The organism is Bradyrhizobium sp. CCBAU 53338 (assembly GCF_015291665.1).
Taxonomy (GTDB): Bacteria; Pseudomonadota; Alphaproteobacteria; order Rhizobiales; family Xanthobacteraceae; genus Bradyrhizobium.
On the sequence record NZ_CP030048.1, the window covers coordinates 2524565 to 2547558 of the forward strand.

Below are 22994 nucleotides of genomic sequence, written 5' to 3' on the forward strand. Positions count from 1 at the left end.
GAAGAGCATGGGCCACCAGTCCGGCGCGCTAGATTTGAGCGACGAATCGCAGGATCTCGCCGACGCGCTGTGCGTACGTGTGGGTCGATAATGTTCGCACCCGTCCCGCTGCGGCAATCGCGCGGCGTTCGTCCTCGTTCGCCAGATAGTGGTCGATCATAGTAAGGCAGTCGTCGACCGAGCGCCAGGCCGCGACCTCGCGCCCCCCCTCGAACAGAGTGTGAAGATTGTCCTTATAATCTGTCAGCAGGAACGTTCCGACTCCGGTAGCTTCGAACAGTCGCGCATTGCCGGCCTCGCGGCCGGCCTGGTCGATATGCGAATTGAGCGTGATGTGGGACGAGCGGAGCGCCTGATACATCTCTACTCCCCAGACCTCGCCTTGGTAGCAGCGGTGTAGTGGCGAGGAAGCGGGCAGCGTATGCAAGCCGCTGCCGAAGAGCTTCAGATCGTAACGCCTGGCGACGGCTTCGAGCTGCGCCACCCGCTGCTGATGATCAGCCGAAATTGCGCCAACGAATGAAACGTCAATGTTACGCGGCGGCGCTGGCGGAAGAATGTCCAAGATTTCTGGCTCGAACCCCAGGTGGATCATTTCGGAGCGCGCGCCCTGGACCTGGAGATAATCGACTACGGCCGATATCTGTGAAATTAGTAGATCATAAGCCGACCAATCCTGCCCGCGCGACGGCAGGATGCCGACCTGGCCGAGGAGGATGGGGCGGCCGATCTGCTTGATACTGCGAGCTAGACGCGTGTCGACGTAGAAGAGATCCTGATTCAGTACAAGGTCCGGCTTGAATTCCTCGATCTGCGCCAGCAAAATCTGCTCCGACTGGGCGTCAAGGCGCGGGCTTAATCCGATCTCGCGCGCAAGAGGCCTCAGGATCGGCTTGAATGGCGCGACGATGCGTTGCAGCCATCCAGGAACGGTGTCGCGCACGATCGCACCCGGCGGCGAGGGTGGCTTCACGTCGAGACCGTGCTCTCGCGCCCAGGCAGTCTGCATCCACACATTGTTGACGTGGATGTTAGCTGCTGTGTGCCCGAGCTTTTCGAAATTCCGCGAGTAGAAATCGGCAACTCCGAATAGACTCGCATTGCGCGCGGCCATCTGGGTCGCGTAAGGCGCGTCGGCAAGATCGGGGGCTCGACGATACAGCCAAGCAAGGAAGCGTCGGTAGTCGGCGTTGAGGATGAGAACGCGCACAGTGTTGGGTCTGCTTGCTCGCTAGCTGCAAATATGGAAGCTAAGATGATCAGATCAATGTCGAATCCCGGCTACCGGAGAGCCGGGCGAAGAGTACTACCGGGCAGGCAAAGGCCACACAAGGACAAATACCAAGAAAGGTCTCTAAAGTGTGATGCCATTAGGTCCGATGTCCCCAATTTTGAGGGTAGTAGTCGGCGTTGATTTCGTATTTTGCGAAGTCGCCTTCGGCTATCACCATCCATCTGATCACGCTACAGTTGCGGCTTTCGTTCAGTTTTTTTATTCAGCATGGCGCGCAGGTTAAGTGCCGTGGACCGCTTGTGAACGAATGGTTGTGTTTTCAGAACTCGGCCGGATGAATCAGCGAATGCGTTTGGTCCGATGTAGGCAAAGATGCCGAGTGTGATCGCGCGCATATTTCTAAGTCTTGGCGATGAAGGTTGGGTGGAAATCGCGAGGAAGCCAACCGAAGTCTCGTGCAGCGTCGCTGGAATCGAATACCAGATCCTCCGACATCCTGGTTCCCATTGCCGACGTTGCGCCGGGGAGGAAAAGCGCCGCAGCTGAAAACGCTAGCTTCCATACCGGAATTGGGACGGAAATGACACGGCGGGGTAGGCCCACGCCGTCAAAAACTCGCCCCACCATTTCGGCATAGCTGAGCGTTTCCCCGCCCGGTACATTGTATATCTTTCGAGCCGCCCTAGGGATGCGCGCGACCTTCGCTGCCGCTTTGGCGAGATCGGTGCCATGGACCGGCTGTCGCAATCCCTTTCCCTTTCCGGCGAGGGGAAAGAAGTGGAAGCGCCGAATAAAATGGGCGATTCGCGTCAGATTTTTATCGAGGCCTTCGACGTAAACGAGTGTGGGTCGCAAGATCGTCCAAGCGATGTCGCGTTGCTCGCAGAATTCGATGAGCCGCTGCTCTCCCTCGATGAATTGCTGGGCCGCGGCCCGCTCGTGTTCTACCTCAGACTGCTGCTTACTGGCGGCACTGGTCGATGAAAATGCCACGATGCGGGTAACCTCGTTCTTGACGAGAACTTCGAGGGATTCCGCAAATAGATGCAGCGGTCCGGTGGAGTAGATCGTGGTGATCGGCGGAATCTCGTTGGAAAGCCCGCCAAGATCTTGAAGATCAGCAGCAATCCATTTGTCGTGTGCAGCGTTTTCCGGCGGAGTTCTGCAAAGGCCGAATACGGTGCTCCCCTGTGCCGACAGTTCTTCCATGAGAAACCGCCCAACCAGGCTCGTTGCTCCAACGATGAGAGCATTTTCGTAGGGCATCGTTGCTTGGACCTTCTTCTTGCCTTCCACCGCCGAGACGTTTGATGTCGTGGCGCCAGGCTGTGAGCGGATGGCGCCTGCCCCGCAAACGGCTGTCTAAGGAACTGCGCCAACGGATCGCTACCGAGCGGGCGCATAGTCCCTGAATGTATCATTTTGTGCAATTCTCTTTTCACGGGCCAGCGTCACGCCTTGCGGTACAGCTTTTCAGGCCGGAGGCACAATCTGTCCCGTTCGAGAACAAATTAGCTGCCGTTGCGGCTGAGATGCTCCGAGGTCGACAGACGTAGTTTTCTGGAGCCAGCTTTGCCCGCGCGAGGTGCGATTTGCACAGGGGCAGGCTCTAGCGAGCCAGGCGACGCATGAAATCTAAGGTTGCTTTAGCGACTTTTTCGATGTTTCCCGGGGCAGACGTGGACGGTAAATTGGATGGATCGGAGATCACCCCGGGAAACGACTGAGCGACGCTCCAGGCGAGGAAATCCTCGCTCCTCTTGTGATCTTGACGCGATGTCATAGCGCTGGCTTCGTTGGCGATTACGCCAAAGTCGGTGTAACTGGCTGCAAAAGGATCGAAGCCGTTACGCAGCAAAATCTTGCCGAAGAACATTTCGGCGATCGTTATCGCCGGCCTGCCGAGCAATCCGGCTTCGAGGCACGCAGTTCCTGATATAGAGATCGTCAAAGCTGCGCGTGCAATGAGGCGATGCGTGTCCGCGAAAGGCTCGATCAACCGCAGGCCCGGCAACCGTTTGAAATCCCTGTATTCGGCGAGAGAGCGATCGCCTACGGCGTTGGGGTGCTCCTTCACCCAGATTTCCCAGTGGACGGGTAGCAGCCTAGTCAGTGCGCGAATGACCTCGTACTGGCTTGTGTACGGCGCGCCGATGACATCGACAGAGGACTCGGGTTGCTTTTGCAACAGGAACAACGCAAACGGCCGATCATTCGTTGCCGGTTCGGACTCGAAAACACCTGATTGCATGACACGTGCCGAGCGCATGATCGACGTCAGCCGTCGGACGGCCCGCATCTGGAGCGGCGGTTGCGTGTGGTCGAACTGCGCCGCCGATGGTCGCGCAATCGCCTGCCAAGCCTCGTCGAACCACCACCTCCGCAAGCGGTTCTGATTCATATTCAGGAAAAAGTAATACGGCCGTTCACCGCGCTCGCGCAGATTCTGGAGCGCCTGTCGCGCAATGGCACGATGTTGCTCGCTTACCTCGGCAGAGATTGTCTCGATGCGCTTCTGAAACACGCCACGGAAGAAAGCAATTCGGTCGGAGGGAATGCGGATCGTATGGGGGGCGTGGAAGTGTCGACCATTTGCGTGCATCACCGCGGAGGTGATAATTTCGGGCGCCCAAGTGTCTTCGCCGAATGCAAATCCGATGTCGTGCTCGAGCACGAATCGCTCAATCGCCAGTGCTGTGACTTGGGCATAAGCCTCGGTATTCCAGCCACGATTGAAGCTGAGCTCACGGTCCATGATCACCGCGTTTTTCAGTCCAATCTCGGCGGTCTCGTCGATTTGCTTGAGCCTTGAAGCCTCGTCGGCGGATGGCGCAAAGGCGCCTATCCAACGTTTACCGAGCAGCGAGATATCCAGGATGCGCTGACGGTCCCAGCCTTCGCCGCGCAAGTACTCCGTCCAGCGGTGGCTAGTGCTGAGCCAGAAGACCTCGACACCAGATGTCTCCATCGCTTTTGCCCAAAGCGAATAGAAGGGGGTCTTGAGCAGGTTCGTGACGAACAGTGCACGCAACGCGCGACCTCCAAGCCTCAGCAAAGGTTCTTCAGTTCGCGCACTTTGCTGACGACGTACCCTTGATCAGCCTCGGACAACCCGGGGAACATCGGGAGCGTGAGAATTTCCCGGTAAGTCGCCTCGGCCTGCGGGCAGAGGCCCGGCTGGTAGCCAAACCGCTCGCGATAGAAGCTGTGATGATAGATAGGGGCATAATGTACGTTGGCCGCTATGCCAGCGTCCTTGAGATGATCGAATGCGCGGCGTCGGTCCACTTGGAGCTGACCAAGGTCGAGGCGAATCACGTAGAGATGGTAGGCGTTAGTCCTGTCAGGACGTGTGGCGAGTGGGCGGACGAAAGGTAGGTCGGCAAACATCTTGTCATAACGGGCTGCAATTGCCTGCCGGTCGCTGATCCATTGCGGCAGGCGCTTCAGCTGCGCGATTCCGAGCGCGCATTGAACGTCAGGCAGCCTGTAATTATAGCCGAGTTCGACCATGTCATAGGCAAAGGTACCAGCCTTTTCCCGCGAACGATGGTCGGAATCGATTCCGTGATTGCGGAAGCGCCGCATGTGCGCAGCCATTTCGAGATCGTTCGTCAGCACCATGCCACCTTCGCACGTGGTAAGGTGCTTTACCGGATGGAACGAAAAGGCTGAGAGGTCTGCGATCGTTCCGACCTTGCGGCCTTTGTAGGTTGCTCCGGGGGCATGACAGGCATCGGCAACGAGCCCGATCCCTCGCTTGGCGGCAAGCGCGCGCAACGCATCGTAGTCGGCCGGCTGCCCGCCGTAGTCGACAGCAACTATTGCGCGGGTGCGGGGCGTGATCTTCTGCTCGACGGAGGTTGGGTCGATCAGCAGCGTGTCAGGCTCAACGTCAGCGAAGACGGGCTTGCCGCCCTCATATATGGCCGCGTTGGCCGAAGCGGCGAACGTAATCGCGGGTACGATCACCTCGTCGCCGGGACCGATCTTCAGCGCGCGCATCGCGGTGTGAAGCGCAGCGGTTCCGCTGTTGACCGCAACGCCCTGGCCTGCCCCGCAAAACTCGGCAAACGCACGCTCGAACTCGCCAACTCTGGGTCCCGTCGTAAGCCACGCCGAGCGTAGCGCCTCGGCTACCGACGCGAGGTCCTCGTCGTCGATATTCTGGCGGCCATAGGGGATCGGGGCCCTAGCCATGAAGGCTTGAGGGATTGTCGAGCATGGCTTTCAGCGCCCTCGCGTCGAGCCAGTCCGGATTGTTGTCACTGGCGTAACGGAAGTTTTCGGCGACCGGCTTGCCGATTTCGCCGTAGCCCTCATAATTCCACCATGCGAGCGCCGGCTGCACGACGTAGCGATCCTCAAGCTCGATGGTGAAGCGCGCATCGTCTTCGGTGATCATCACTTCGTGGAGCTTCTCGCCGGGGCGGATGCCCACAATCTTCTGAGAACAATTCGGAGCCATTGCGCGCGCAAGGTCGACGATCGACATCGACTTTATCTTCGGAACGAACAATTCTCCGCCTTGCATCATCGTCGCGCTGGAGAGAACGAAATCCACGCCTTGATCGAGCGTAATCCAGAAGCGCGTCATACGCGGATCGGTGATTGGCAGATGGTCGCTGCCTTTTGCAATGAGCTCGCGGAAATACGGGACGACTGATCCGCGCGACCCAACCACGTTACCATAGCGAACAACCGCGAACCTTGTCCCCGTGTTGCCGGACAAATTGTTGGATGCGATGAAGATCTTGTCGGAGGCGAGCTTGGTCGCGCCGTAGAGATTGACGGGATTGCAGGCCTTATCGGTCGATAGCGCAATGACTCTCGGAACCCGATTCGTGATGGCCGCCTGAACCACGTTTTCCGCGCCGACAATGTTCGTCTTCACGCACTCCATTGGATTGTATTCTGCAATGGGGACGTGCTTCATTGCCGCAGCATGGACAACGAGGTCGATCTCGCGCATCGCCATTTTCAATCGATCAAGATCGCGGACATCACCGATGAAGAAGCGCAACCGGCTGTCGGGCAGTGCTTGTGCCATCATGGCCTGCTTGTACTCGTCCCGCGAGTAGACGATGATCTTCCTGAGGTCGTGATCCCGCAAAAGAACCTTGACGAGCTCAGTTCCGAACGAGCCGGTCCCGCCCGTGATCAGGATTGCCTTCTTATTCAGCATGGTTCCATTTTGGGGTAATTGAATCAGCTGGTACTAGTCAGTTGGGACAGATATTGCAAGGGAAACTGGAGCCCGGGTGTTGCGCACCCCCTCCGGGTTTGCTTAAGAAGAGTGCTGCCTGCGGCTGGATTGCACAGTAGGCAGAATCTCCGGGCAGTTGTGATTCCTGAGCATCTTGAACATTCTCATGAGCATCCGCGGCAAAGTTCATCGATGGCACGCCGGGCGCTGATAACAGGGGTTACGGGACAGGACGGCGCCTATCTGTCCCGGCTGCTGCTTGAGAAGGGCTACGATGTGGTCGGTGGATCACGTGCTTCTCCGGCGCGAGATCTTTGGCGGCTGAAGGCTCTGGGTATCGACCGCGATGTTCGAATAGTCGATCTGGAGCTGCTGGATTCCCGAAGTATCGTTTCTGTTATCGAACGTGAACGGCCGGATGAGATCTACAATCTCGCCGCGCAGAGTGTGGTCAGTTCATCGTTCCACCTTCCGGTTCTGACTGGCGACGCAGACGCTCTTGGAGTAGCCAGAATCCTTGAAGCAATCACAGGAATCGACCCCTCAATTCGCTTCTACCAGGCGTCGTCTTCGGAGATGTTCGGTGATGCCCCAGCCGCGCCCCAATCGGAGGGGACGCCGTTCCGACCACGTAGCCCATACGGCGCCGCAAAGCTCTATGCGCATTGGATGACGGTCAATGCGCGCAACGCCGGCGGGCTGTTCGCCTGCAGCGGAATCGTGTTTAATCATGAGAGCCCGCTGCGTGGACTAGAGTTTGTAACTCGGAAGATCACGCACGGGTTCGCCCGCATCGCGGTAGGACGCGGGGACGGCATTGAGCTTGGCAATCTCGATGCGACACGTGACTGGGGCTCCGCCCCCGACTACGTCGAGGCGATGTGGCGGATGCTGCACGCCAAGCGTCCCGATGATTATGTCTTGGCAACGGGCCAGTCACACTCTGTCCGTTCGTTTTGCAAGGCTGCCGCGCAGGCCGCTGGTTTTGATCTGACCTGGCATGGCAGCGGAACCGACGAAGTTGCGGTCGATGCGAAGACAGGACGTGTGGTGGTCAGGGTCAACGAGAAGTTTTATCGTCCGAACGAACCGATCCCGCTTGTCGGAGACCCAACCAAGGCACGGCGGGAACTTGGCTGGCAACCGCGCATGAGCTTCGAAGATCTTGTGCGCACAATGGTCGAAGAGGATCTGAGGCGTTTGCGCCGGTAATCCCCGATTCCGCTTGCCTATCGCGATGATTTGATCCTAGTTGAGCCACAGTCGCAATTGTGTGCATTCGATCGGCAAATCCGGCAGACGTAAGCGTTTATAATCATGCAGATCCTTCACGCTTTCAAAGTCTACGCGCCCGACGCGCACGGCGGCATTGTGGAAGCCATTGCGCGCATTGCTGAAGGAACCCCGAGTCATCATTCAGCGTCCCTTCTCGTCTGCAGGTACTTGGGGCTGGGCTCGACATTAGACGTGAATGGCCTGTCGGTCGAGCGAACGACAACGCTCGCCCAATTCAGCTCTTTGCCTCTCTCGCCGGGGTATATTCCGATGTTTCGCAAGCGTCTGCAGGATGCCGACGTCATTGCCTTTCACGCCCCCTTTCCCTTCGTTGATATCGGAATTTTGCTTGGCATACCGGACGACAAGGCGCTCGTCATTCACTGGCATGCCGAAATTACGGGAAGAAACCTTTTTCGGCCGATCTTTCATCCGCTACTCAAGAGATCAGTTGAGCGTGCGGATTGTATTATTGTCTCCCACCCCGCGATGATTCAGCATTCCGAATATTTGGCAAAATACTCGGAGAAGTGTGTTGTTTTGCCCTATGGCATCGATACCGACTTCTGGACCGGACGAACGCCCGAGGACGATGCGGTCGTTGCCAAGCTTCGTCAGCAGTATCCGCGCCTGATTGTGGCGTGCGGACGTTTGGTGCCTTACAAGGGATTTGATGTGCTGCTGCGGGCGCTCAAGCATGTCGATGCGCACCTGATCATTGCGGGGACCGGCCCGCTCGAGGCTGAACTGCGCGAAATTGCGGAGCAAGCGAGGGTATCTGATCGCGTGACTTTTGCCGGCTACATGTCGCGGGTCGAACAGCGGCAGGCTTTCGGGGCTGCGAACCTCTTTGTGCTGCCATCTGTTAACGAAGCCGAAGCATTTGGTATCGTCCAACTCGAAGCGATGTGCAGCGCGATCCCTGTCGTCAACACAAATTTGCCGACGGGAGTGCCGTGGGTTGCAAGAGATGGTTTGGAAGGTCTCACTGTCATGCCTCGCGATGAAGTGCCTCTTGCCGCTGCGATGTCGCGTTTGCTTGACGATCCGGTTCTGGCGGCTCGCCTGGGCGCCGCCGCGAGAGATCGTGCCGTTCAGCTATTTAAATGGCAGAAATTTGCAGCTGACGTCGCCGAGCAGTACCAGGCGGCACTAGCTCGACGACGCCGTGTCCACCAATAAGCGTAAAAAGCAGACGCCGACGATTTATCACGTCATCTCGATCCAGGCGACTTAGGGCGCGTTGATCGCGACAATCTCAGGATGACCTTCGAGAAAGTCGAGCACGTCTTGCTGGATGAAATTGTTATTGCGCTTGGCCAGTCCCTTGAACACTTTCTCGACCATTTCAAAATCGGCTGGCGTATCAACAGTCCAGCGCAGGGCGCCAAGGTCAGGCTCCTGGGTCAGATGCGCGAGCCGGAATGTTTCCGGGTGGCGGTAGATATAGTGCGTCACGTGCTCTCGCGCGCTCGCGTCGGTCGCTTCGCGATGGGCCCGTTCGAGCGCGGAAAACGCGACGACTTCGACGTCCAGGCCGTCGGGATATGTGCGTTCGATGCCATTGCCGGCGAGATCTGATTTGGCGCGTCTCTGCAAATCTACGGCTGCGTCAATGATCGTCCAGTCGATGAGGGGGCAGTCGCCAGTCAGCCGGATCACATGCTCGGCCGGGCCGAACATTTGCGCTGCGCCGTGAAAACGCCCAAGCACGTCGTGCAGTGCGCCACGGTAACAAAATACCTGATTGGCGTCGCAGAATGCCTGGATGGGATCGTCGGATGTCTCCTGGCTGGTCGCGACCACGAGCCGCTCGATCGTCCTTGATCGCCGAATGCGGTCGATCTGCCAACAGAGCATCGGGCGCCCGAGAATCGGCTTCAGCACCTTGCCGGGAAGGCGGGTGGAGGACATGCGGGCCTGAAGGATGGCAAGGATCATGGGCTGTATCTGGCTACCAAAGTGACGGAGTGAGTGTGACAGGATCGTCGATTGCACAAGCGCGCCAGTCAAAGTCGGGGAGCCGTGTCGCCGAGGCCGAGACGATCTCGGCGAGCTCGTCTCGGCTGGTGACACCCACAATCGCGATATCGACATCGTCCTGCGCGAGAATAAAGCCGATCGCGGCCTCGATGGGCCGCAGGCCCGCCTGCTTAATCCGAGCCTGGGTGGCTGCAAGTGCAGGTCCGGCGTGGGCAAGCCGCGCCGGCAACCGCTCGGAGTCCATGAAGAGCAAACCTTGCAGGAAGACCGAGCGGGCGTGAACCTCGATTCCAAGCTTTTTCAGCAGGGCTAGCTCGCCGTTTTGCCGCAGCCGTTGATCAAGAATGCTGAAGGGAAGCTGCATCAAGTCGGGGCGGTATCGCCGAGCCAGTTCGAGGGGCCCGTCATCAAGATAAGCCGAGATACCGATGCGTCTGTACAGGCCCTCGTCGCGAAGCCGCTCCAGCAGCGTCCACAGGCGAGGTCCCTCCGAGCCGGCAAGATCGCGCGCCGCGTGAATCAGAATGGCGTCGGCAGGCGAACGGCCGAGCAGATCGAGTGATCGCCGTGCCCGTCTTTCGACCTCTTCGAGGCCATGGCTCAGCGGCAGTGCTTTGGTCACGATCGCGAAGTCCTGGTCAGGGGCAAGCGCAGCGCCCAGAACCTCCTCCGCGGTGCCATAGCTAGCTGCGGTGTCGAGTACGCGAACTCCCGCTGCATGCGCAGAGCGGAGTATCGCTGCGACTTCCGGGGCTGGGACCTGGCCCGCGGCGTTTGAGACGCCGTAGTTTGTGCCGAACTGCACCGTGCCCAGTCCGATCCTGGACGCAAGCGAGGTCGTGATATCGTTCCGCGCCGTCATCAGCGAACACGGAAGAGCGGCTCCAGCGGCTCGCATTTGAGGTATTGGCGGATGGCGCGATGATCAACCGCCTGTCGCAGGATCGGAAAGATCGCTTCATAGGCGGCGAGCAGCGCATCGACGTCCGCCTCGCTGTGCGAGTAGCTGAGGTTATGCGTGCCAAACGACAACAGCCCGCGCTCCATCATCTCCTGCATCCAGAGCGTCTTGATCTCGAAGGCGTTGGTTTCTTCGATATCCTTGAAAATCAGGAACGACCAGGTCGGGTGACCGCTCACCGAAGCAAAATGCCCGATGCCGTGCTTGTCGATTAACTTCGGCACCTCGGCGAGAATGCGCGAGCCGCGTTCGTTCATGGTCGCGATGACGGGCTCGCGTTTCAACTTGCCGATCGTTGCTTTGGCTGCCGCCAGAGAAAGCGTTTCGCCGCCCATCGTGAATGAAAAGAAGACTTCCTCCATTTCGTGCATGACGTCGCCGCGGCCGCACACCGCCGACAGCGGGAAGCCGTTGGCGATACCCTTGCCAAGCGTAGTGAGATCAGGGGTCACGCCGAACAGCTCCTGTGCGCCGCCGAGCGCATAGCGGAAACCGGTGATCGTCTCATCGAACACCAGCAAGGCGCCAGCAGCGTGGGCAAACGCCTTGACGGTTTCGAGATAGCCTGGCGCGGGCTCGACAACGTTCATCGGTTCCATGATGACGGCTGCGACCTGGCCCTTGTATTCGGCTAGTGCTTTCTCGAGCGCCGGCAGGTCATTGTAGGCAAAGCCATGAGTGAGGTCCCGCGTCGCCTGGGGGACGCCCTTGCTGCGCGCGGTTGAGCCGATGTACCAGTCCTGCCAGCCGTGATAGCCGCAGACCAGCACGTGGTCGCGCCCGGTGAAGGCGCGAGCAACACGGATGGCGCCCGCGGTGGCATCCGATCCGTTCTTGCCAAAGCGCACCATTTCCGCGCTCGGCACGACCTCGCACAGGAGCTCCGCCACTTCGGTTTCGAGCGGATGGGAGAGGGTGAAGATCGTGCCATCCTCGAGTTGTGCTGCCACCGCCGCATTCACGTCCGGATCGGCGTAGCCGAGCGTTACCGAGCACAGACCATTGATGAAATCGATATACTCATGACCATCGACGTCCCAGACCTTCGACCCCTTGCCGCGCGAGATGAAGTAGGGTGAAACGCCGAACGGATACTGCGTCACGCTCTTGGAAAAGGTCTGCGCGCCGAGCGGGATCGTCTTTCGGGCGCGCGCGAGAAGTGCTTCCGATTCTGCGTAGCGAAGGGACATGTTTTTTCCAGGCGCGGAGGTTGAGTGAGGGGCGGATCGATCAGGCGATTGCCGACCACGTTAGCGCCTCACCATAGGCGATGTCACGTGCGGCGGTGCGCCCGATGATGTCAGGCAGGTGCTTGGGCGGGAGGCCGAATCCCGGCCGGATCACGCGCACGTTCTCCGCCGTAAGCGGCTGGCCCGCCATGATCGGCTTGACGGCATAGATCGAGCGACGGAAGCGGGTGTTGGCCGCCTCGCTGGGCGCCAGGCTGTAGTCAACCGTGCCAAGCGAAGCCCACGCCGACTTGCAATCGTCGACGAGCGTCCTGAACTCGTCCGGCTCGAGTGAGAAGGCCGCGTCGGGACCACCATCGGCGCGCGAGAGCGTGAAATGCTTTTCGATGATGGAGCCGCCGAGAACGGTGGAAGCGACGCACGCTGCGGAGCCAGGCGCGTGATCGGAAAGACCCGATACCACCCCGAATGCGGCCCCAAGATGAGTTACGGTGCGTACGTTGGCTTCCTCGATCGGGGCAGGGTAAGCGCTCGTACAATGCAGCAGCGCAATGCCGCTGGCGCCGTTGTTCCGCGCTGTCTCGACGGCATCCTGGATCTCGCCGAGATTCGCCATGCCGGTGGAGATGATCATCGGCTTGCCGCGGCGCGCGACATATTTGATCAGCGGCAGATCGATCACTTCGAACGAGGCAATCTTGTACGCGGGCGCCTCGAGCCCGGCGAGCAGGTCGACGGCAGTTTCATCGAAAGGTGTCGAAAAAATCGTGATGCCGAGTTCGCGCGCCTTCGCGAACATCTGCGCATGCCACTCGAACGGAGTGTAAGCTTCCTTGTAGAGCTGGTGCAGCTGGTAGCCGTCCCACAATCCGCCCTTGATCTGAAAGTCCGGGCCGTCGTGCGGGATCGTCATGGTATCGGGCGTGTAGGTCTGGATCTTGAGCGCATCCGCGCCGGTCGCGGCCGCAGCCTCGATCAGGTCCAGGGCCTTGGCGAGGCGGCCGCCATGGTTCGCCGACAATTCGGCGATGATGTAAGGGGGATAATCGGGGCCGATCTTGCGGCCGGCGATTTCGAATTCCGGGCTCCGGCTCATGGCTCAACCTCTCGCAACACGGTGAATGCTTCCGCGGCCGCAAGGCCAACTGTAGCGCCGCGCAGCTTTGTAAGTGCCGCGACGGCTTCGTAGGATCGAGGATGCGGAAAGTCGCGCATCTCCGCATCATACGCCCGCAGGGCGTCGAGCTTTCGTACGAGTGTGCTCGCCACGCCCACGAAGTGATTGGGGCGGAACGCGTTTCCCCGGCTCTGAAAAACCCACTCTGTGCTCGACAAAGTCTCGAAACCGTAGACGGCGACGACCTTCTGGCCTGGCATCGGCCGTACCGCGGTCATCGTCGCTTCGCTCACGAGCCGGTGGTCGGCGTTGAGGTCGTCGCCGTGATGCGTGTAGACAAGATCGGGTTGGAGCGCAGCCAGGAGCGTCTCGATGCTTTGAGTAATATCGAGTAGCGAAATCGTATCTAGCCGCTGATCGGGGTAGTCGAAGAAGTGCGGCCGCTCACAACCGATGATGTTCGCAGCCTTGAAAGCTGCCTCACGTCGCTCAGTGAGAAGGCGCTCGCGTTCAGCATTCATCGCCTTTCGCGATTCGATCCCGTCTGCCACGAAGACGACGTGTACGGAATCCCCGCGATCGACGTGGCGCGCCATAGTGCCGCCGCAGCCCAGTATCTCGTCGTCAGGATGGGCGGCGCATACAAGAATGGTTCGGTGCGTCATGCTGATGCTGATCTCAAGACTGGGGCGACAACTTTGAAAATTCGACCTTTGCACTTACGACGCTACCGTCGAGCGAGGCGCCGGTAAATTCCATGTGCCAGCCGCCGTGGTCGACGAAAGCATGTGGATAGCCGGCAGCGTCCAGCATACGGATGTGATCGTAGAGTGATTCTGCCGTTCCGCTACCAGGGATCTCGCTTTGTTCGGGCTTTCGGCGCACAAAGACCGTTGGCTCGCCAGTTTGCGCAGTTGGCGACGGCTCGGTCGCAACCATCCATTCGACAATGTCCAGGGTGGTCGATGCGGCACGGCGAAAGATGTCCTCCGCGCTGCCGGAAAGCTCGAGCGGCCGCTTGATATAAACCGGCCCGGCATCGAGTTGCTCGGTCATACGCAAGGCCGAGAGCTTGGTCTCCCGGATGCCGCGGCCGATGAGGTTTTGCAGCGGGCTACCGCCGCGCCCGAACGGCACGTCCGTCATGTGAAAACATACACATTCGTATGCGTCGAGAATCGACTTCGGAACGATGGATGACCAGTGTGGAAAAAAAACATAGCGAGGTGCGAGCGGACGCAGGAGTTCGGGCGTTAGATCCGATTTGCTGGTTACGGTGATCCACTCACCCGGCAGATTGTTGCGCCGGCGCAGAAATTCATCGATCGGCCAGCCAGTCCTGCTGGCAAATACATATCGTGTCATTGCGCCTGTCCCGAAATTCTGCTGGCTTTTTGCCCGCTCGCGTCCGCGGGCAATTGATAAACGAAATAATCGGCATCTTCGACAGCAAGCGCGAAGCCGCTCTTCAGGAACGTTCGCTGCGAAGCAAGATTCTCACGCTTCACCCGCGCCTCGATGCGTTCGCAGAACCCTTGCCTGAAGGCTTCTCGGCAGGCCAAAACGAGGGCGCCTGCGCCATGTCCCTGGCCACGGATGTGCCTAGCCAGTGCAATACTGACCGTCGCGGTCCCCGTCAATTCCGTGTGAAAGCGCACGTTGCCGCAAGGTCTACCATCGAGTTCAAGGATGAAGATCAGTGTGGTCGGGTCAGCGAGACGGCTGGCAAACCATGCGGAATGGGTATCCCATGGCACTGCCCGGGTATCGCCGAACAATGCTCGAGTGCCAGGGTCATTGCGCCAAAGCCACAGCCTTCGCGCGTCTTCAACGGCAGCACGGCGCAGCGTCAGGGTGCCGGCACGCTTCGGCAGTGCAAGCTCATCGATGGCCGCCGCAACGCGTTGCACACCGTTCCCGTCGCAGACGCTGGCTGCCTGCCGCGACATACGTGCGAGTTCGTCGAGATGAAGAGAGAGTTCGCTCAGAATTCGCGAAATAGCTTGAGGCAAATCAGGGCCTGGCGTGACAACTCGTGCGGCTCCCGCTCTTTCTAGTGCGCGAGCATTGTCTTGCTGGTTGGCGGCGACGACGAACAGGATTGAGGGCAGGCCGAGGCAGCAGCGTTCCCAGCTCGACGTGCCGGGCGTTCCCACTGCCACGTCAGTGCTTGCCATCAATTCGGCGATTTCGGGAGGATCGACATGGACTTCGATACGGTTCGAAGCTTCTCGGAGTGCGACAATCACGTCGAGAGAAGGCGCTATCGGCCCGGTCACCACGATGATTCGTGCAATGTTCTCCAATGCTAACAAGGATCGCGCGATAACGGCGGTCTGCCCCCCGATGTCAGTGAGCCCGAGTGAGATGAACAGCGACGATAGCTTCGGCACCGCAGTTCGTCGCGCTAACGAGCCGGCGCGCAGTTCTCCGAAAACACTGCGCAGCAACGTGTAGGAAGCGCCCGCTAGCACGCGGCAATGCGCTGGAACCAGGCCGGCGTAATCGTGGCTGCTGCGATTGAGCGTCATATCGACGAGCATGTCGCAATCATGTGGCCGGCTCGGCGCATCTTCGATCACGAGGATCGGGCACGCATGCTGGCGCAGTGCATGCTCGAACGGTTCGCCGAGCCTGTAGGAATCAACTACGATAAGGTCAATGTGCGTCCCGGCATGCTTGCCGCCGAGGAGGGCGGCATTCCAGTCGTTTTTGTCTGCCTCGAGCAACGCGATGCCCGAACGGGCGAGGGCGGGTACGGCGTCGGCCGTTCCGGTCGCGCATACGAATATGATCTCGGCACCACGCTGCTGCATTTCGGTCGCCAGCGTCAGGCACCGCACAACGTGGCCACCTCCGATGACCGGATCGGCATCGGCTCGGAACGCGATCAGCATTGTGGGTTCGTGCTCCGACCTGGGGTTGGCTGCATGTCGTGGATCATCACGGCTGTATAAACCAGCCGACCGCGCTAATCAAAACCGAGCCGAAGGCGATGGCGGCGGCGGATCGCGGCATCTTCGCCCCGCGTCGCCACAGCGTGAACAGTTGGATCGCAACCCCGCCGAGCGTCTGCAAGGCGATCAGGATCGCTGAGAGGCGCAGGCTCAGCATCCCGTGAACGCCCAGGCTGGCCACGAGTGCTCCGATAATCACCATCAGCACGATGGTTCGGCGGGCGGCCGGCGCCGAGCGCCTCGCTCGCGCCAACCGCAGTTCCAGTGAAGCCCACGCACTCCAGCCGTAGGCCTGGACCATCAAGACGGGAAAGAGGCCGACCACAGGCTGCATTTTGTCGGTCGCGATGGAACGGAAGTGCACGTACTCTACGGTGAACGGGAACGCTGCAATCATTGCCACCGCAACGATTGCGATCGCAATTAAATAGTAGCTGAGCAAACGGTCGTACAGCCGCGACCTCATGCGATAGAGCCGCGCAAACAGACCGGTCGCGACGACGCTGTGCGCGATCAACAGCGCAGATGCGACGCGGAAATCCACCGAATAGACGGAGAGGTCTTCGACCGTGAGAAAAGCGCCAACATAGATCCTGCCGCTCACCGCCGCCCAGATCGATGCCAATGTGAACGCGAGGAGCGGCAGTCCGATCCCGAGGGCCGATTGCATTCGGCTCGTCAGTCCGGCCTTCTTCCATCGCGCGAAGAACATCAGCGCGACGATGACGACAAGAGCCGAAACAAGGGTCGCTGCAGCGCCAAGCGGTGCGATGCCGTTTAGGCCCACGAGTGCCAGGCACGTGGCGATCCCGGTCATGCCGTAGATCGAGATGCTTTCGAGCCACGGCGCCAGATTCCGATGCGAGAAGGTGCGCATATAGGAGGTGAGCGCGACCTGTGCGAGCGCGATGGTGCAGGCACCAAGAACGACCGCCTGCGTCGGTGCGTCCAGCACAAATGCCGCAATCACCGCTGCGACTGTCAACACGGTTCCCGGGCCGGCAACGCACAGGGCCATGATGTCGGCCACCGGAACCAATCGTCGCAACAGGGAAAGTTGCGGTATGGCGGCGGGAATACCAAGCGTCAAGAATGTCGCAGCTAGCGCAGACCAGGACCAGGCATACTCGACGATGCCATAGGACGAGCTATCCAGGCAGGCTGCGAGCAGCAGCGGTGCCAGATAGGCCGCCGCCTTGGACAATCCAAAGTTCGTGAAATAGACCCCAACCCTGAGCATTGGGTTCCGGCCGGAGATGAGGCCAAACGCGCCCTTCTTCGACTGGCTGGTGTTCGGTGGATGGCCACGATCGTGCAAAATAAGGCATCTCCCAACCAGAGCCCCCTCGTGGGCCGGTCGCGCGCGACGTTGACCTACAGCGATTTCCGGCGCTTGGCAAAGGCTTGAGCAAATGGCACAAGCTCTTGGAATGATTAACAATTGCGTGAGTCGAATCGACCGATGACAGAGCGGAGCCAAAAAGAGGTCTTCCTCGAGAGCGAGGGCGATGCATGGTACGCGCGCAACCAGGACCATTTGCGCGGACCCGGCCAGGACATTGTCCTGGCGACATTGCAGGAAATCGGCGTCTCGCCGACTTCGGTGCTCGAGATCGGATGCGCCAATGGCTACCGCGTTGCGAGAATTTGCGATCGATTTGCCGCGAGGGGTTTTGGGATCGAGCCTTCCTCCCAGGCCGTGGCAGACGGCCGAAGCCGGTATCCGTCCCTGTCGCTTGAAATTGGAACCGCCGACCGGCTGCCATTCGCCGACGGCCAGTTCGATCTCGTCATCTTCGGCTTTTGTCTCTACCTGGTGGATCCGCGCCTGCATCTTCGCTGCGTCGCCGAAGCCGACCGGGTCCTGGCCGACGGCGGAGTCCTTGCAATCTACGACTTTATCGAGCCGGTTCCCTACCATAACCGCTATTCCCACCTCGAAGGGGTACGCTCCTACAAGATGGAGTTTTCACGATATTTCCTCGCCAGCCCCGCTTACCGGCTGTTGCGGCGCAATATGAGCGTGCCGGCGCCTCAGCCTGATCATTCAGTGGGTGTCGACTTCCTCTCCAAGAACCTCTCTGCGGCCTTTCCGCCAAACCCGTTCGTCTGACGCTTTGATCCGCCTCAATGGAAGCATTCGAGAGAGTTCTATGATTGACAGTTTTAGCGGGATTGTTGTTAAAGGCTGCCGCCTTGGGGCGACCAGCCGATGATCGCCAATCTACATTTTCCGGTGAGGCAAAATGCTTAGAGACAAGCTTGCGCGTGGCCTAAAAATTCTCACAGACCAACGCTATCGCCAGTTTTATACGCAGCGTCGAATCCGCGGTGTACCTTCGCGCGAGCGAACGGCCGACAGCCTTGCTCGTCGGCTTCCGGCCTTCAAGGCGACGAGCGACATGTCCGAGCAGACGGCCGTGCTGAAGGATCGCGGCTATCTGTTCCTCGATGGCCTAATATCGTCCAATCAGTTGCAATCCATGCGCAAGTTCTTTTCAGAGAACAAATGCGCCGATCCATATCGGCCTGAACTCGGCCAATTCGTTGCACCCGGCAACGCTCCCCCGCAAACCCATGTCGCTTTTTTTCCGAACGAGACTGTGATCCGCGCGCCACACGCCGTGGAGATTGCAAACGACCCGAAGGTCCTGAGCATTGTATCCGGTTTCCTCGGAGCCAAGCCGACGATTAGCTATATGACTGCATGGTGGTCGATGCCGAACAAGGACGGTAAGGCCGAGCAGGCGGAGCAATTTCATCGAGACGTTGACGACATTAGGTTCGTCAAGCTGTTTTGCTACCTAACTGACGTGGATGAGACCTCGGGGCCCCACATGTTCGTGCCAGGGTCGCAGAACGTCGACAAACTAACGACCATCCGCCGTTATGAGGACCGCGAGATCGTCCAGGCGTTTGGCGCCGATAGTCTTTGTACATTTACAGGCAAAGCCGGAACGGCATTCTTGGAAAACACCTACGGTTTCCATCGTGGCGTGCCTCCAAGGGCCAAGCCGCGCCTGCTGTTCCAGGTCCTGTATTCACTGCGCAACTCGATCTACGGACCGGAGAAGCCAGCAGGGAAGATTGGTGCGAATGGAATCCCCTCGGGGATCGACCCCTTTATCAATCGGGTCTATCTGTCGGCGGACTGACCGCTTCGCGCTCGCGTGACCAGTTCCTAACGCCCATTCCGGATACCACACTGTCGGCGGGTACTGAACGGGTAACTACCGCCCCTGCCCCGATCACACTTCGCGCGCCCACTGTGACACCGGCAAGGATGATCGCGCGAGCGCCCACCCACACGCCGTGTTCAAGAACGATAGGTCGATAGATATGTGGGTAGGGTGGTTCATGGGAGAAATCCAAGCCGGCAGATTCGATGATAACACCCTCGGAAAGTCGCACGTGGTCACTCAATGTAATGCCGCCTACGGCTCCGAGCGTGCACTTTGGCCCGATGACTACAGCACGTCCGAGAGTTACATTCTCGGCGGCTTTGATCGTTACCGACCAGTGACAATAGGGCAGCTCGCGAGCACGCGGGAATAGCGCGGCCGTCCGCAGAACGCTCGCCGCACGGGATGTTGCGTCAGCTGCGGCCATCAAGCTACGGACTGGCAGCGTCACCAGGCGGCTGCGCGCTAGATTGCGGATTGTTTCCTTCAAATATCCTCCTGGTACTCAAAGTTCCCCGAATCTAGCGCGCCAGCGGCGCCCAGATCGACCACTTCGAGAATAGCAGGCCATTCAGAGGCGACAGTAGCCGCCAGTGCACTCCCGGCGTCACGCTGTGGAAGGCGGGCACGAAGCCATTGGCCGCGAAGTAATATGCGTATTGTTCTTTAAGGAACGCGTTCTCGGCGACCCCCGATTGAACTTCCTGGGTCCGAAGCAACCGACGCAACGCATAACTTGCAGTCAACGGAGCAACGTACTGCTCGCGCAGCGCGGCGACAGCGCCGTCCGGCGCTAGGATGCGCCTGCATTCGGACAGTGTGAGCCATATGTTACAGGAGTGGTGCAACGAGGCGTCGAATACGACAATATCGAACTGTTTATTTTCGAACGGCAATCTGTTGGACATGTCGCATTCGGTAAGCTCAATGCCCTCGGGCGAGACGCCTACGAGACTCGCTGCTTTTCCTAGCAGCAACTGCATGCGCGACAGTGAGATGTCGACGCAGGTAAAGCTTGCTTGTGGATACATCTTTCGCAGTGAGAGCGATGTCAGGCAGGTCCCGGCACCAAGTTCGGCGAACCTGACGTTGCCGCCGCGAGAGCGGTAGAATTTTTCCAAGGGGTCTGAGACCGCCGAGATGTACGATTTCACCACATCCAGGTGAGACCTGATGTACCTCTCGTTCTTGGGATCGAAGTAGTCAACTGATCCGGCATAAAAAGCCTGATCGTTGGCGCGCACGTCCGGACTATCCATCACAGGATCTTGGGATTGGTGAGTTCAGCCGATTAGAAGCTGGGCCCTGATATCAATCGCCGGCCAACTGGTCAATGGAACCAACTACCCAATGTTCCAAACGCAAGAATGCTGCGGCCGCTACGTGCGTCGCTTGGAACCGCGGACAGCGAATTCAAGGCCATCGTCGAGGCCAATGATCGGCCTCCAACCTGTACTTCGGGCTTTACTCGTATCGATTTCCATCGATCCCAACAAGCTGTCGCCAAATTGCGGCCGGCCGGTGATCTTGAAGAAGAGGTCTAGCGCTTTCCTGGGCAGAGGGAATAGACGTGCGCGGCCGCCGCAGGCTTTTGCGATCCGCCGCGCGAACTCGGGGGTCGAAACCTGTTCATCATCCGCGATCAGGAACACTTCGAGCGTCTCCTCAGGATGGCCAAGACGTCTAACTATGAACGAGATCAGATTGTCGATCGCAACGAATGCCCTACGATTTTGAATCGCCAGAAAAGGGAGGGGCAGACCAATTCTGATCGCGGCGAGAAGTCGACGGAAATTGCCTAGGACGGAGGGACCATAGACCAGCGGAGGTCTAAGAATTGTGACACTCAAGCTGGAGGACTTTGCGATAGCCGCAAGCCCGAGCTCAGCTTCTGCCTTTGAAATCGGGTAGGGTCCCTTCGGGGAGGGGGCATCGGTTTCCCGGAAAGGCCCATGCTCGTCTGTTCTGCTGCCATTGACGAGGATGGTGCTCATGTACACGAAATGCATAACACCAGCTCGAGCGGCGGATCGGGCAAGTTGTAAGGTGCCGTCTCGGTTCACCGACTGGTACAGGTGGTTTTCCTGATCGGACTCGGGATGGTGAACCCGAGCTGCTAAATGGACAACAGCATCAACGTCGCGCAACGCCGCCGTCCAGTCCGTCCCGCCGTCGATCGACTGAATAAGCACAGTATCATCGGCGGACGAGGCTCGGCGTACGGCTCGCCGCACAAGCCAACCTTGATTCACCAGCGCCGGCGCTAGATGCCGTCCGATGAAGCCACTTGCTCCCGTGACCAAGACAACCGGACGACCATCAATCACTACAACTCTTCCTTTTTCCTTTATAGGCACGGCACAATCTACCAGACTGCGAGAAATTTCATACGTCTGGACGAAGTCGCGCGCTCGCGTTGGCGGCTACGCGAATTGTCCGATTTGAACGTATGAAGAACGCATTGGTGTGCAAGTATTCTGCTCATTCTCGTGCGGGCCGTCAGGACTGGACCTACTCAACAGCAAGAACAACTCCTTATTCCGACCAGTCCACAAGCCATTTAAAGTGGCGGCGGCAGCCGTGCTCATCTTCGCGAACGAGTCGAACGCGACCGCCTGATTGCAGAGATCGATTTCGCGCCGGTCAACGGTGAGGAGATTCACATTCTCCCGCGACAGCCGGCGTACGATCGCGCTGCCGACCATGCCGCGACGGCCGGCGACGTAGACGCTTTTGCCCTTGAGCTCAAACGGTACGCTTGCCATTTACGACGTCCCGTTTGGCCTCGGCCAGATCGCTGGCCATCATCTCCTCGACGAGCTGGACAAAGGTCTGCTTCGGTTTCCAGCCGAGCACCTTTTGCGCCTTGCTGGCGTCGCCGACGAGAAGATCGACCTCGGTCGGGCGGAAATAGGTCGGGTCGATCTTCACCACCGCCTTGCCGCTGACGGCATCAATTCCGGTTTCATCGACGCCGGCACCGCGCCATTCGATGCGGCGGCCGACATAGGCAAAGGACAGCTCGACCATCTCGCGCACCGAGCGCGTCTCGCCGGTGGCGAGCACGAAGTCGTCGGGCTTGTCGGCCTGCAGGATCAGGTGCATGCCCTCGACGTAGTCCTTGGCATGGCCCCAGTCGCGTTTGGCCTCGAGATTGCCGAGATAGAGCATTTGCTCCAGTCCGACCTCGATGCGGGCTACGCCTCGGGTGATCTTGCGGGTCACGAAGGTCTCGCCGCGGATCGGGCTCTCGTGGTTGAATAGAATTCCATTGCTCGCGAACATGCCGTAGGCCTCACGGTAGTTCACCGTGATCCAGTAGCCATAGAGCTTTGCGACGCCATAGGGCGAGCGCGGATAGAAGGGCGTGGTCTCCCTCTGCGGGACTTCCTGCGCCAGGCCGTACAGCTCGGAGGTGGAGGCCTGATAGAACCGTGTCTCCTTCTCCATGCCGAGGATGCGGATCGCCTCCAGCAGGCGGAGCACGCCGATCGCGTCGGCATTCGCGGTGTATTCCGGGCTTTCGAAGCTGACGCCCACATGGCTTTGCGCGGCGAGGTTGTAGATTTCGGTCGGTCTGATCTGCTGCACCAGGCGGATCAGACTGGTCGAATCCGTCATGTCGCCGTAATGCATCAGGAACGGCACGTTGCCGACATGCGGGTCCTGGTAGAGATGATCGACGCGGGCAGTATTGAACGAGGACGATCGCCGCTTGATGCCGTGCACGACGTAGCCGAGCGACAGCAGATGCTCGGCGAGATACGCACCATCCTGACCCGTCACACCGGTGATGAGAGCGCAGCGTTGTGTGGAACTTCGACTATTCATGGCACAGCCTATCAACAAGCTTCAGCAGCGGCTTGCCCGTCCCGCGCCCTACTGGGGC

At 59.3% G+C, this 22994-nt stretch carries 21 protein-coding genes and 1 pseudogene; 4 read left to right on the plus strand and 18 right to left on the minus strand.

Annotation, left to right across the window (positions count from 1 at the left end; translation table 11 throughout):
• Nucleotides 1-28 precede the first annotated feature (28 nt).
• From XH90_RS11905 to pseB, 5 genes are all read right to left on the minus strand, one after another.
• A complete protein-coding gene (locus XH90_RS11905) occupies nucleotides 29-1210 on the minus strand; it encodes a glycosyltransferase (protein WP_194481615.1) in 1182 nt (393 codons plus the stop codon).
• Between the two features lie 423 nt (nucleotides 1211-1633).
• Nucleotides 1634-2530, minus strand: coding sequence for an NAD(P)-dependent oxidoreductase (locus XH90_RS11910; protein ID WP_246755779.1), 897 nt, complete (start codon nucleotides 2528-2530; stop codon nucleotides 1634-1636).
• A 313-nt stretch (nucleotides 2531-2843) separates the two neighbouring features.
• Complete coding sequence (locus XH90_RS11915; RefSeq protein WP_194481617.1) at nucleotides 2844-4265, minus strand: hypothetical protein; 1422 nt, start codon at nucleotides 4263-4265, stop codon at nucleotides 2844-2846.
• Nucleotides 4266-4282: 17 nt separating this feature from the next.
• Nucleotides 4283-5434 carry a UDP-4-amino-4,6-dideoxy-N-acetyl-beta-L-altrosamine transaminase gene (gene pseC / locus XH90_RS11920; protein ID WP_194481625.1) on the minus strand — a complete coding sequence of 384 codons (1152 nt, stop codon included), beginning with the start codon at nucleotides 5432-5434 and terminating at the stop codon, nucleotides 4283-4285.
• Nucleotides 5427-6419 carry a UDP-N-acetylglucosamine 4,6-dehydratase (inverting) gene (gene pseB / locus XH90_RS11925; protein ID WP_194481634.1) on the minus strand — a complete coding sequence of 331 codons (993 nt, stop codon included), beginning with the start codon at nucleotides 6417-6419 and terminating at the stop codon, nucleotides 5427-5429. The genes pseC and pseB overlap by 8 nt, the downstream gene beginning before the upstream one ends.
• Nucleotides 6420-6632: 213 nt before the next feature.
• Between pseB and XH90_RS11930 the strand changes: the two genes are divergently transcribed.
• Nucleotides 6633-7652, plus strand: a complete 1020-nt coding sequence (locus XH90_RS11930; RefSeq protein ID WP_194481636.1) for a GDP-mannose 4,6-dehydratase — start codon at nucleotides 6633-6635, stop codon at nucleotides 7650-7652.
• A gap of 105 nt (nucleotides 7653-7757) precedes the next feature.
• Nucleotides 7758-8897, plus strand: a complete 1140-nt coding sequence (locus XH90_RS11935) for a glycosyltransferase (RefSeq protein WP_194481638.1) — start codon at nucleotides 7758-7760, stop codon at nucleotides 8895-8897.
• 51 nt (nucleotides 8898-8948) lie between these two features.
• On the opposite strand, the gene XH90_RS11940 is transcribed toward XH90_RS11935, so the two are convergent.
• Genes XH90_RS11940 through XH90_RS11975 form a run of 8 tightly spaced genes read right to left on the minus strand, consistent with a single transcriptional unit; the run spans nucleotide 8949 to nucleotide 17241 of the window.
• Nucleotides 8949-9656: a cytidylyltransferase domain-containing protein gene (locus XH90_RS11940; RefSeq protein ID WP_194481640.1), complete on the minus strand. Its 708-nt coding sequence runs from the start codon at nucleotides 9654-9656 to the stop codon at nucleotides 8949-8951.
• 13 nt (nucleotides 9657-9669) lie between these two features.
• Entirely contained in the window at nucleotides 9670-10596 is a 927-nt protein-coding gene (locus XH90_RS11945) for an aldo/keto reductase (RefSeq protein WP_371748346.1), read from the minus strand.
• Complete coding sequence (locus tag XH90_RS11950) at nucleotides 10560-11849, minus strand: aminotransferase class III-fold pyridoxal phosphate-dependent enzyme (protein WP_194481644.1); 1290 nt, start codon at nucleotides 11847-11849, stop codon at nucleotides 10560-10562. Before XH90_RS11950 ends, XH90_RS11945 begins: the two co-directional genes overlap by 37 nt.
• 40 nt (nucleotides 11850-11889) lie before the next feature.
• Nucleotides 11890-12945, minus strand: a complete 1056-nt coding sequence (gene pseI, locus XH90_RS11955; protein WP_194481646.1) for a pseudaminic acid synthase — start codon at nucleotides 12943-12945, stop codon at nucleotides 11890-11892.
• A complete protein-coding gene (locus tag XH90_RS11960; protein ID WP_194481648.1) occupies nucleotides 12942-13631 on the minus strand; it encodes a PIG-L deacetylase family protein in 690 nt (229 codons plus the stop codon). The genes pseI and XH90_RS11960 overlap by 4 nt, the downstream gene beginning before the upstream one ends.
• Before the next feature lie 13 nt (nucleotides 13632-13644).
• The gene (locus XH90_RS11965) at nucleotides 13645-14331 is read right to left on the minus strand and encodes a methionyl-tRNA formyltransferase (protein ID WP_194481650.1); all 687 of its coding nucleotides are present in this window, start codon (nucleotides 14329-14331) and stop codon (nucleotides 13645-13647) included.
• Nucleotides 14328-15863 carry a UDP-2,4-diacetamido-2,4,6-trideoxy-beta-L-altropyranose hydrolase gene (gene pseG / locus XH90_RS11970; RefSeq protein ID WP_194481652.1) on the minus strand — a complete coding sequence of 512 codons (1536 nt, stop codon included), beginning with the start codon at nucleotides 15861-15863 and terminating at the stop codon, nucleotides 14328-14330. Before pseG ends, XH90_RS11965 begins: the two co-directional genes overlap by 4 nt.
• A 46-nt stretch (nucleotides 15864-15909) precedes the next feature.
• Nucleotides 15910-17241, minus strand: a complete 1332-nt coding sequence (locus tag XH90_RS11975; protein WP_194481654.1) for a hypothetical protein — start codon at nucleotides 17239-17241, stop codon at nucleotides 15910-15912.
• 219 nt (nucleotides 17242-17460) lie between these two features.
• Between XH90_RS11975 and XH90_RS11980 the strand changes: the two genes are divergently transcribed.
• Nucleotides 17461-18036: a class I SAM-dependent methyltransferase gene (locus XH90_RS11980; protein ID WP_194481656.1), complete on the plus strand. Its 576-nt coding sequence runs from the start codon at nucleotides 17461-17463 to the stop codon at nucleotides 18034-18036.
• A gap of 133 nt (nucleotides 18037-18169) precedes the next feature.
• Nucleotides 18170-19078, plus strand: coding sequence for a phytanoyl-CoA dioxygenase family protein (locus XH90_RS11985; RefSeq protein ID WP_194481658.1), 909 nt, complete (start codon nucleotides 18170-18172; stop codon nucleotides 19076-19078).
• On the opposite strand, the gene XH90_RS39790 is transcribed toward XH90_RS11985, so the two are convergent.
• The 5 genes and pseudogenes from XH90_RS39790 to gmd form a co-directional block, all read right to left on the minus strand.
• A complete protein-coding gene (locus XH90_RS39790) occupies nucleotides 19050-19532 on the minus strand; it encodes a DapH/DapD/GlmU-related protein (RefSeq protein ID WP_371748363.1) in 483 nt (160 codons plus the stop codon). The genes XH90_RS11985 and XH90_RS39790 overlap by 29 nt on opposite strands.
• Nucleotides 19533-19626: 94 nt before the next feature.
• On the minus strand, nucleotides 19627-20364 hold the full coding sequence (locus XH90_RS11995; RefSeq protein WP_194481662.1) for a class I SAM-dependent methyltransferase: 738 nt from the start codon (nucleotides 20362-20364) through the stop codon (nucleotides 19627-19629).
• 120 nt (nucleotides 20365-20484) lie between these two features.
• On the minus strand, nucleotides 20485-21432 hold the full coding sequence (locus XH90_RS12000) for an NAD-dependent epimerase/dehydratase family protein (protein WP_194481664.1): 948 nt from the start codon (nucleotides 21430-21432) through the stop codon (nucleotides 20485-20487).
• A 225-nt stretch (nucleotides 21433-21657) separates the two neighbouring features.
• Nucleotides 21658-21870 (minus strand): annotated as a pseudogene (locus XH90_RS38930) (NAD-dependent epimerase/dehydratase family protein); the annotation flags it as partial.
• Nucleotides 21851-22936, minus strand: coding sequence for a GDP-mannose 4,6-dehydratase (gene gmd / locus XH90_RS12010; RefSeq protein WP_194481668.1), 1086 nt, complete (start codon nucleotides 22934-22936; stop codon nucleotides 21851-21853). The gene gmd and the pseudogene XH90_RS38930, both read right to left, overlap by 20 nt.
• Between the last annotated feature and the right edge of the window lie 58 nt (nucleotides 22937-22994).

Coding starts and splice junctions, on each gene's coding strand:
- gmd (WP_194481668.1), bottom strand. CDS start 22,936: ATGAATAGTCGAAGTTCCACACAACGCTGCGCTCTCATCACCGGTGTG.
- XH90_RS11995 (WP_194481662.1), bottom strand. CDS start 20,364: ATGGATAGTCCGGACGTGCGCGCCAACGATCAGGCTTTTTATGCCGGA.
- pseB (WP_194481634.1), bottom strand. CDS start 6,419: ATGCTGAATAAGAAGGCAATCCTGATCACGGGCGGGACCGGCTCGTTC.
- XH90_RS11935 (WP_194481638.1), top strand. CDS start 7,758: ATGCAGATCCTTCACGCTTTCAAAGTCTACGCGCCCGACGCGCACGGC.
- XH90_RS11965 (WP_194481650.1), bottom strand. CDS start 14,331: ATGACACGATATGTATTTGCCAGCAGGACTGGCTGGCCGATCGATGAA.
- XH90_RS11950 (WP_194481644.1), bottom strand. CDS start 11,849: ATGTCCCTTCGCTACGCAGAATCGGAAGCACTTCTCGCGCGCGCCCGA.
- XH90_RS39790 (WP_371748363.1), bottom strand. CDS start 19,532: ATGGCCGCAGCTGACGCAACATCCCGTGCGGCGAGCGTTCTGCGGACG.
- XH90_RS11940 (WP_194481640.1), bottom strand. CDS start 9,656: ATGATCCTTGCCATCCTTCAGGCCCGCATGTCCTCCACCCGCCTTCCC.
- pseI (WP_194481646.1), bottom strand. CDS start 12,945: ATGAGCCGGAGCCCGGAATTCGAAATCGCCGGCCGCAAGATCGGCCCC.
- XH90_RS11930 (WP_194481636.1), top strand. CDS start 6,633: ATGGCACGCCGGGCGCTGATAACAGGGGTTACGGGACAGGACGGCGCC.
- XH90_RS11985 (WP_194481658.1), top strand. CDS start 18,170: ATGCTTAGAGACAAGCTTGCGCGTGGCCTAAAAATTCTCACAGACCAA.
- XH90_RS11945 (WP_371748346.1), bottom strand. CDS start 10,596: ATGCGAGCCGCTGGAGCCGCTCTTCCGTGTTCGCTGATGACGGCGCGG.
- pseC (WP_194481625.1), bottom strand. CDS start 5,434: ATGGCTAGGGCCCCGATCCCCTATGGCCGCCAGAATATCGACGACGAG.
- pseG (WP_194481652.1), bottom strand. CDS start 15,863: ATGCTGATCGCGTTCCGAGCCGATGCCGATCCGGTCATCGGAGGTGGC.
- XH90_RS11960 (WP_194481648.1), bottom strand. CDS start 13,631: ATGACGCACCGAACCATTCTTGTATGCGCCGCCCATCCTGACGACGAG.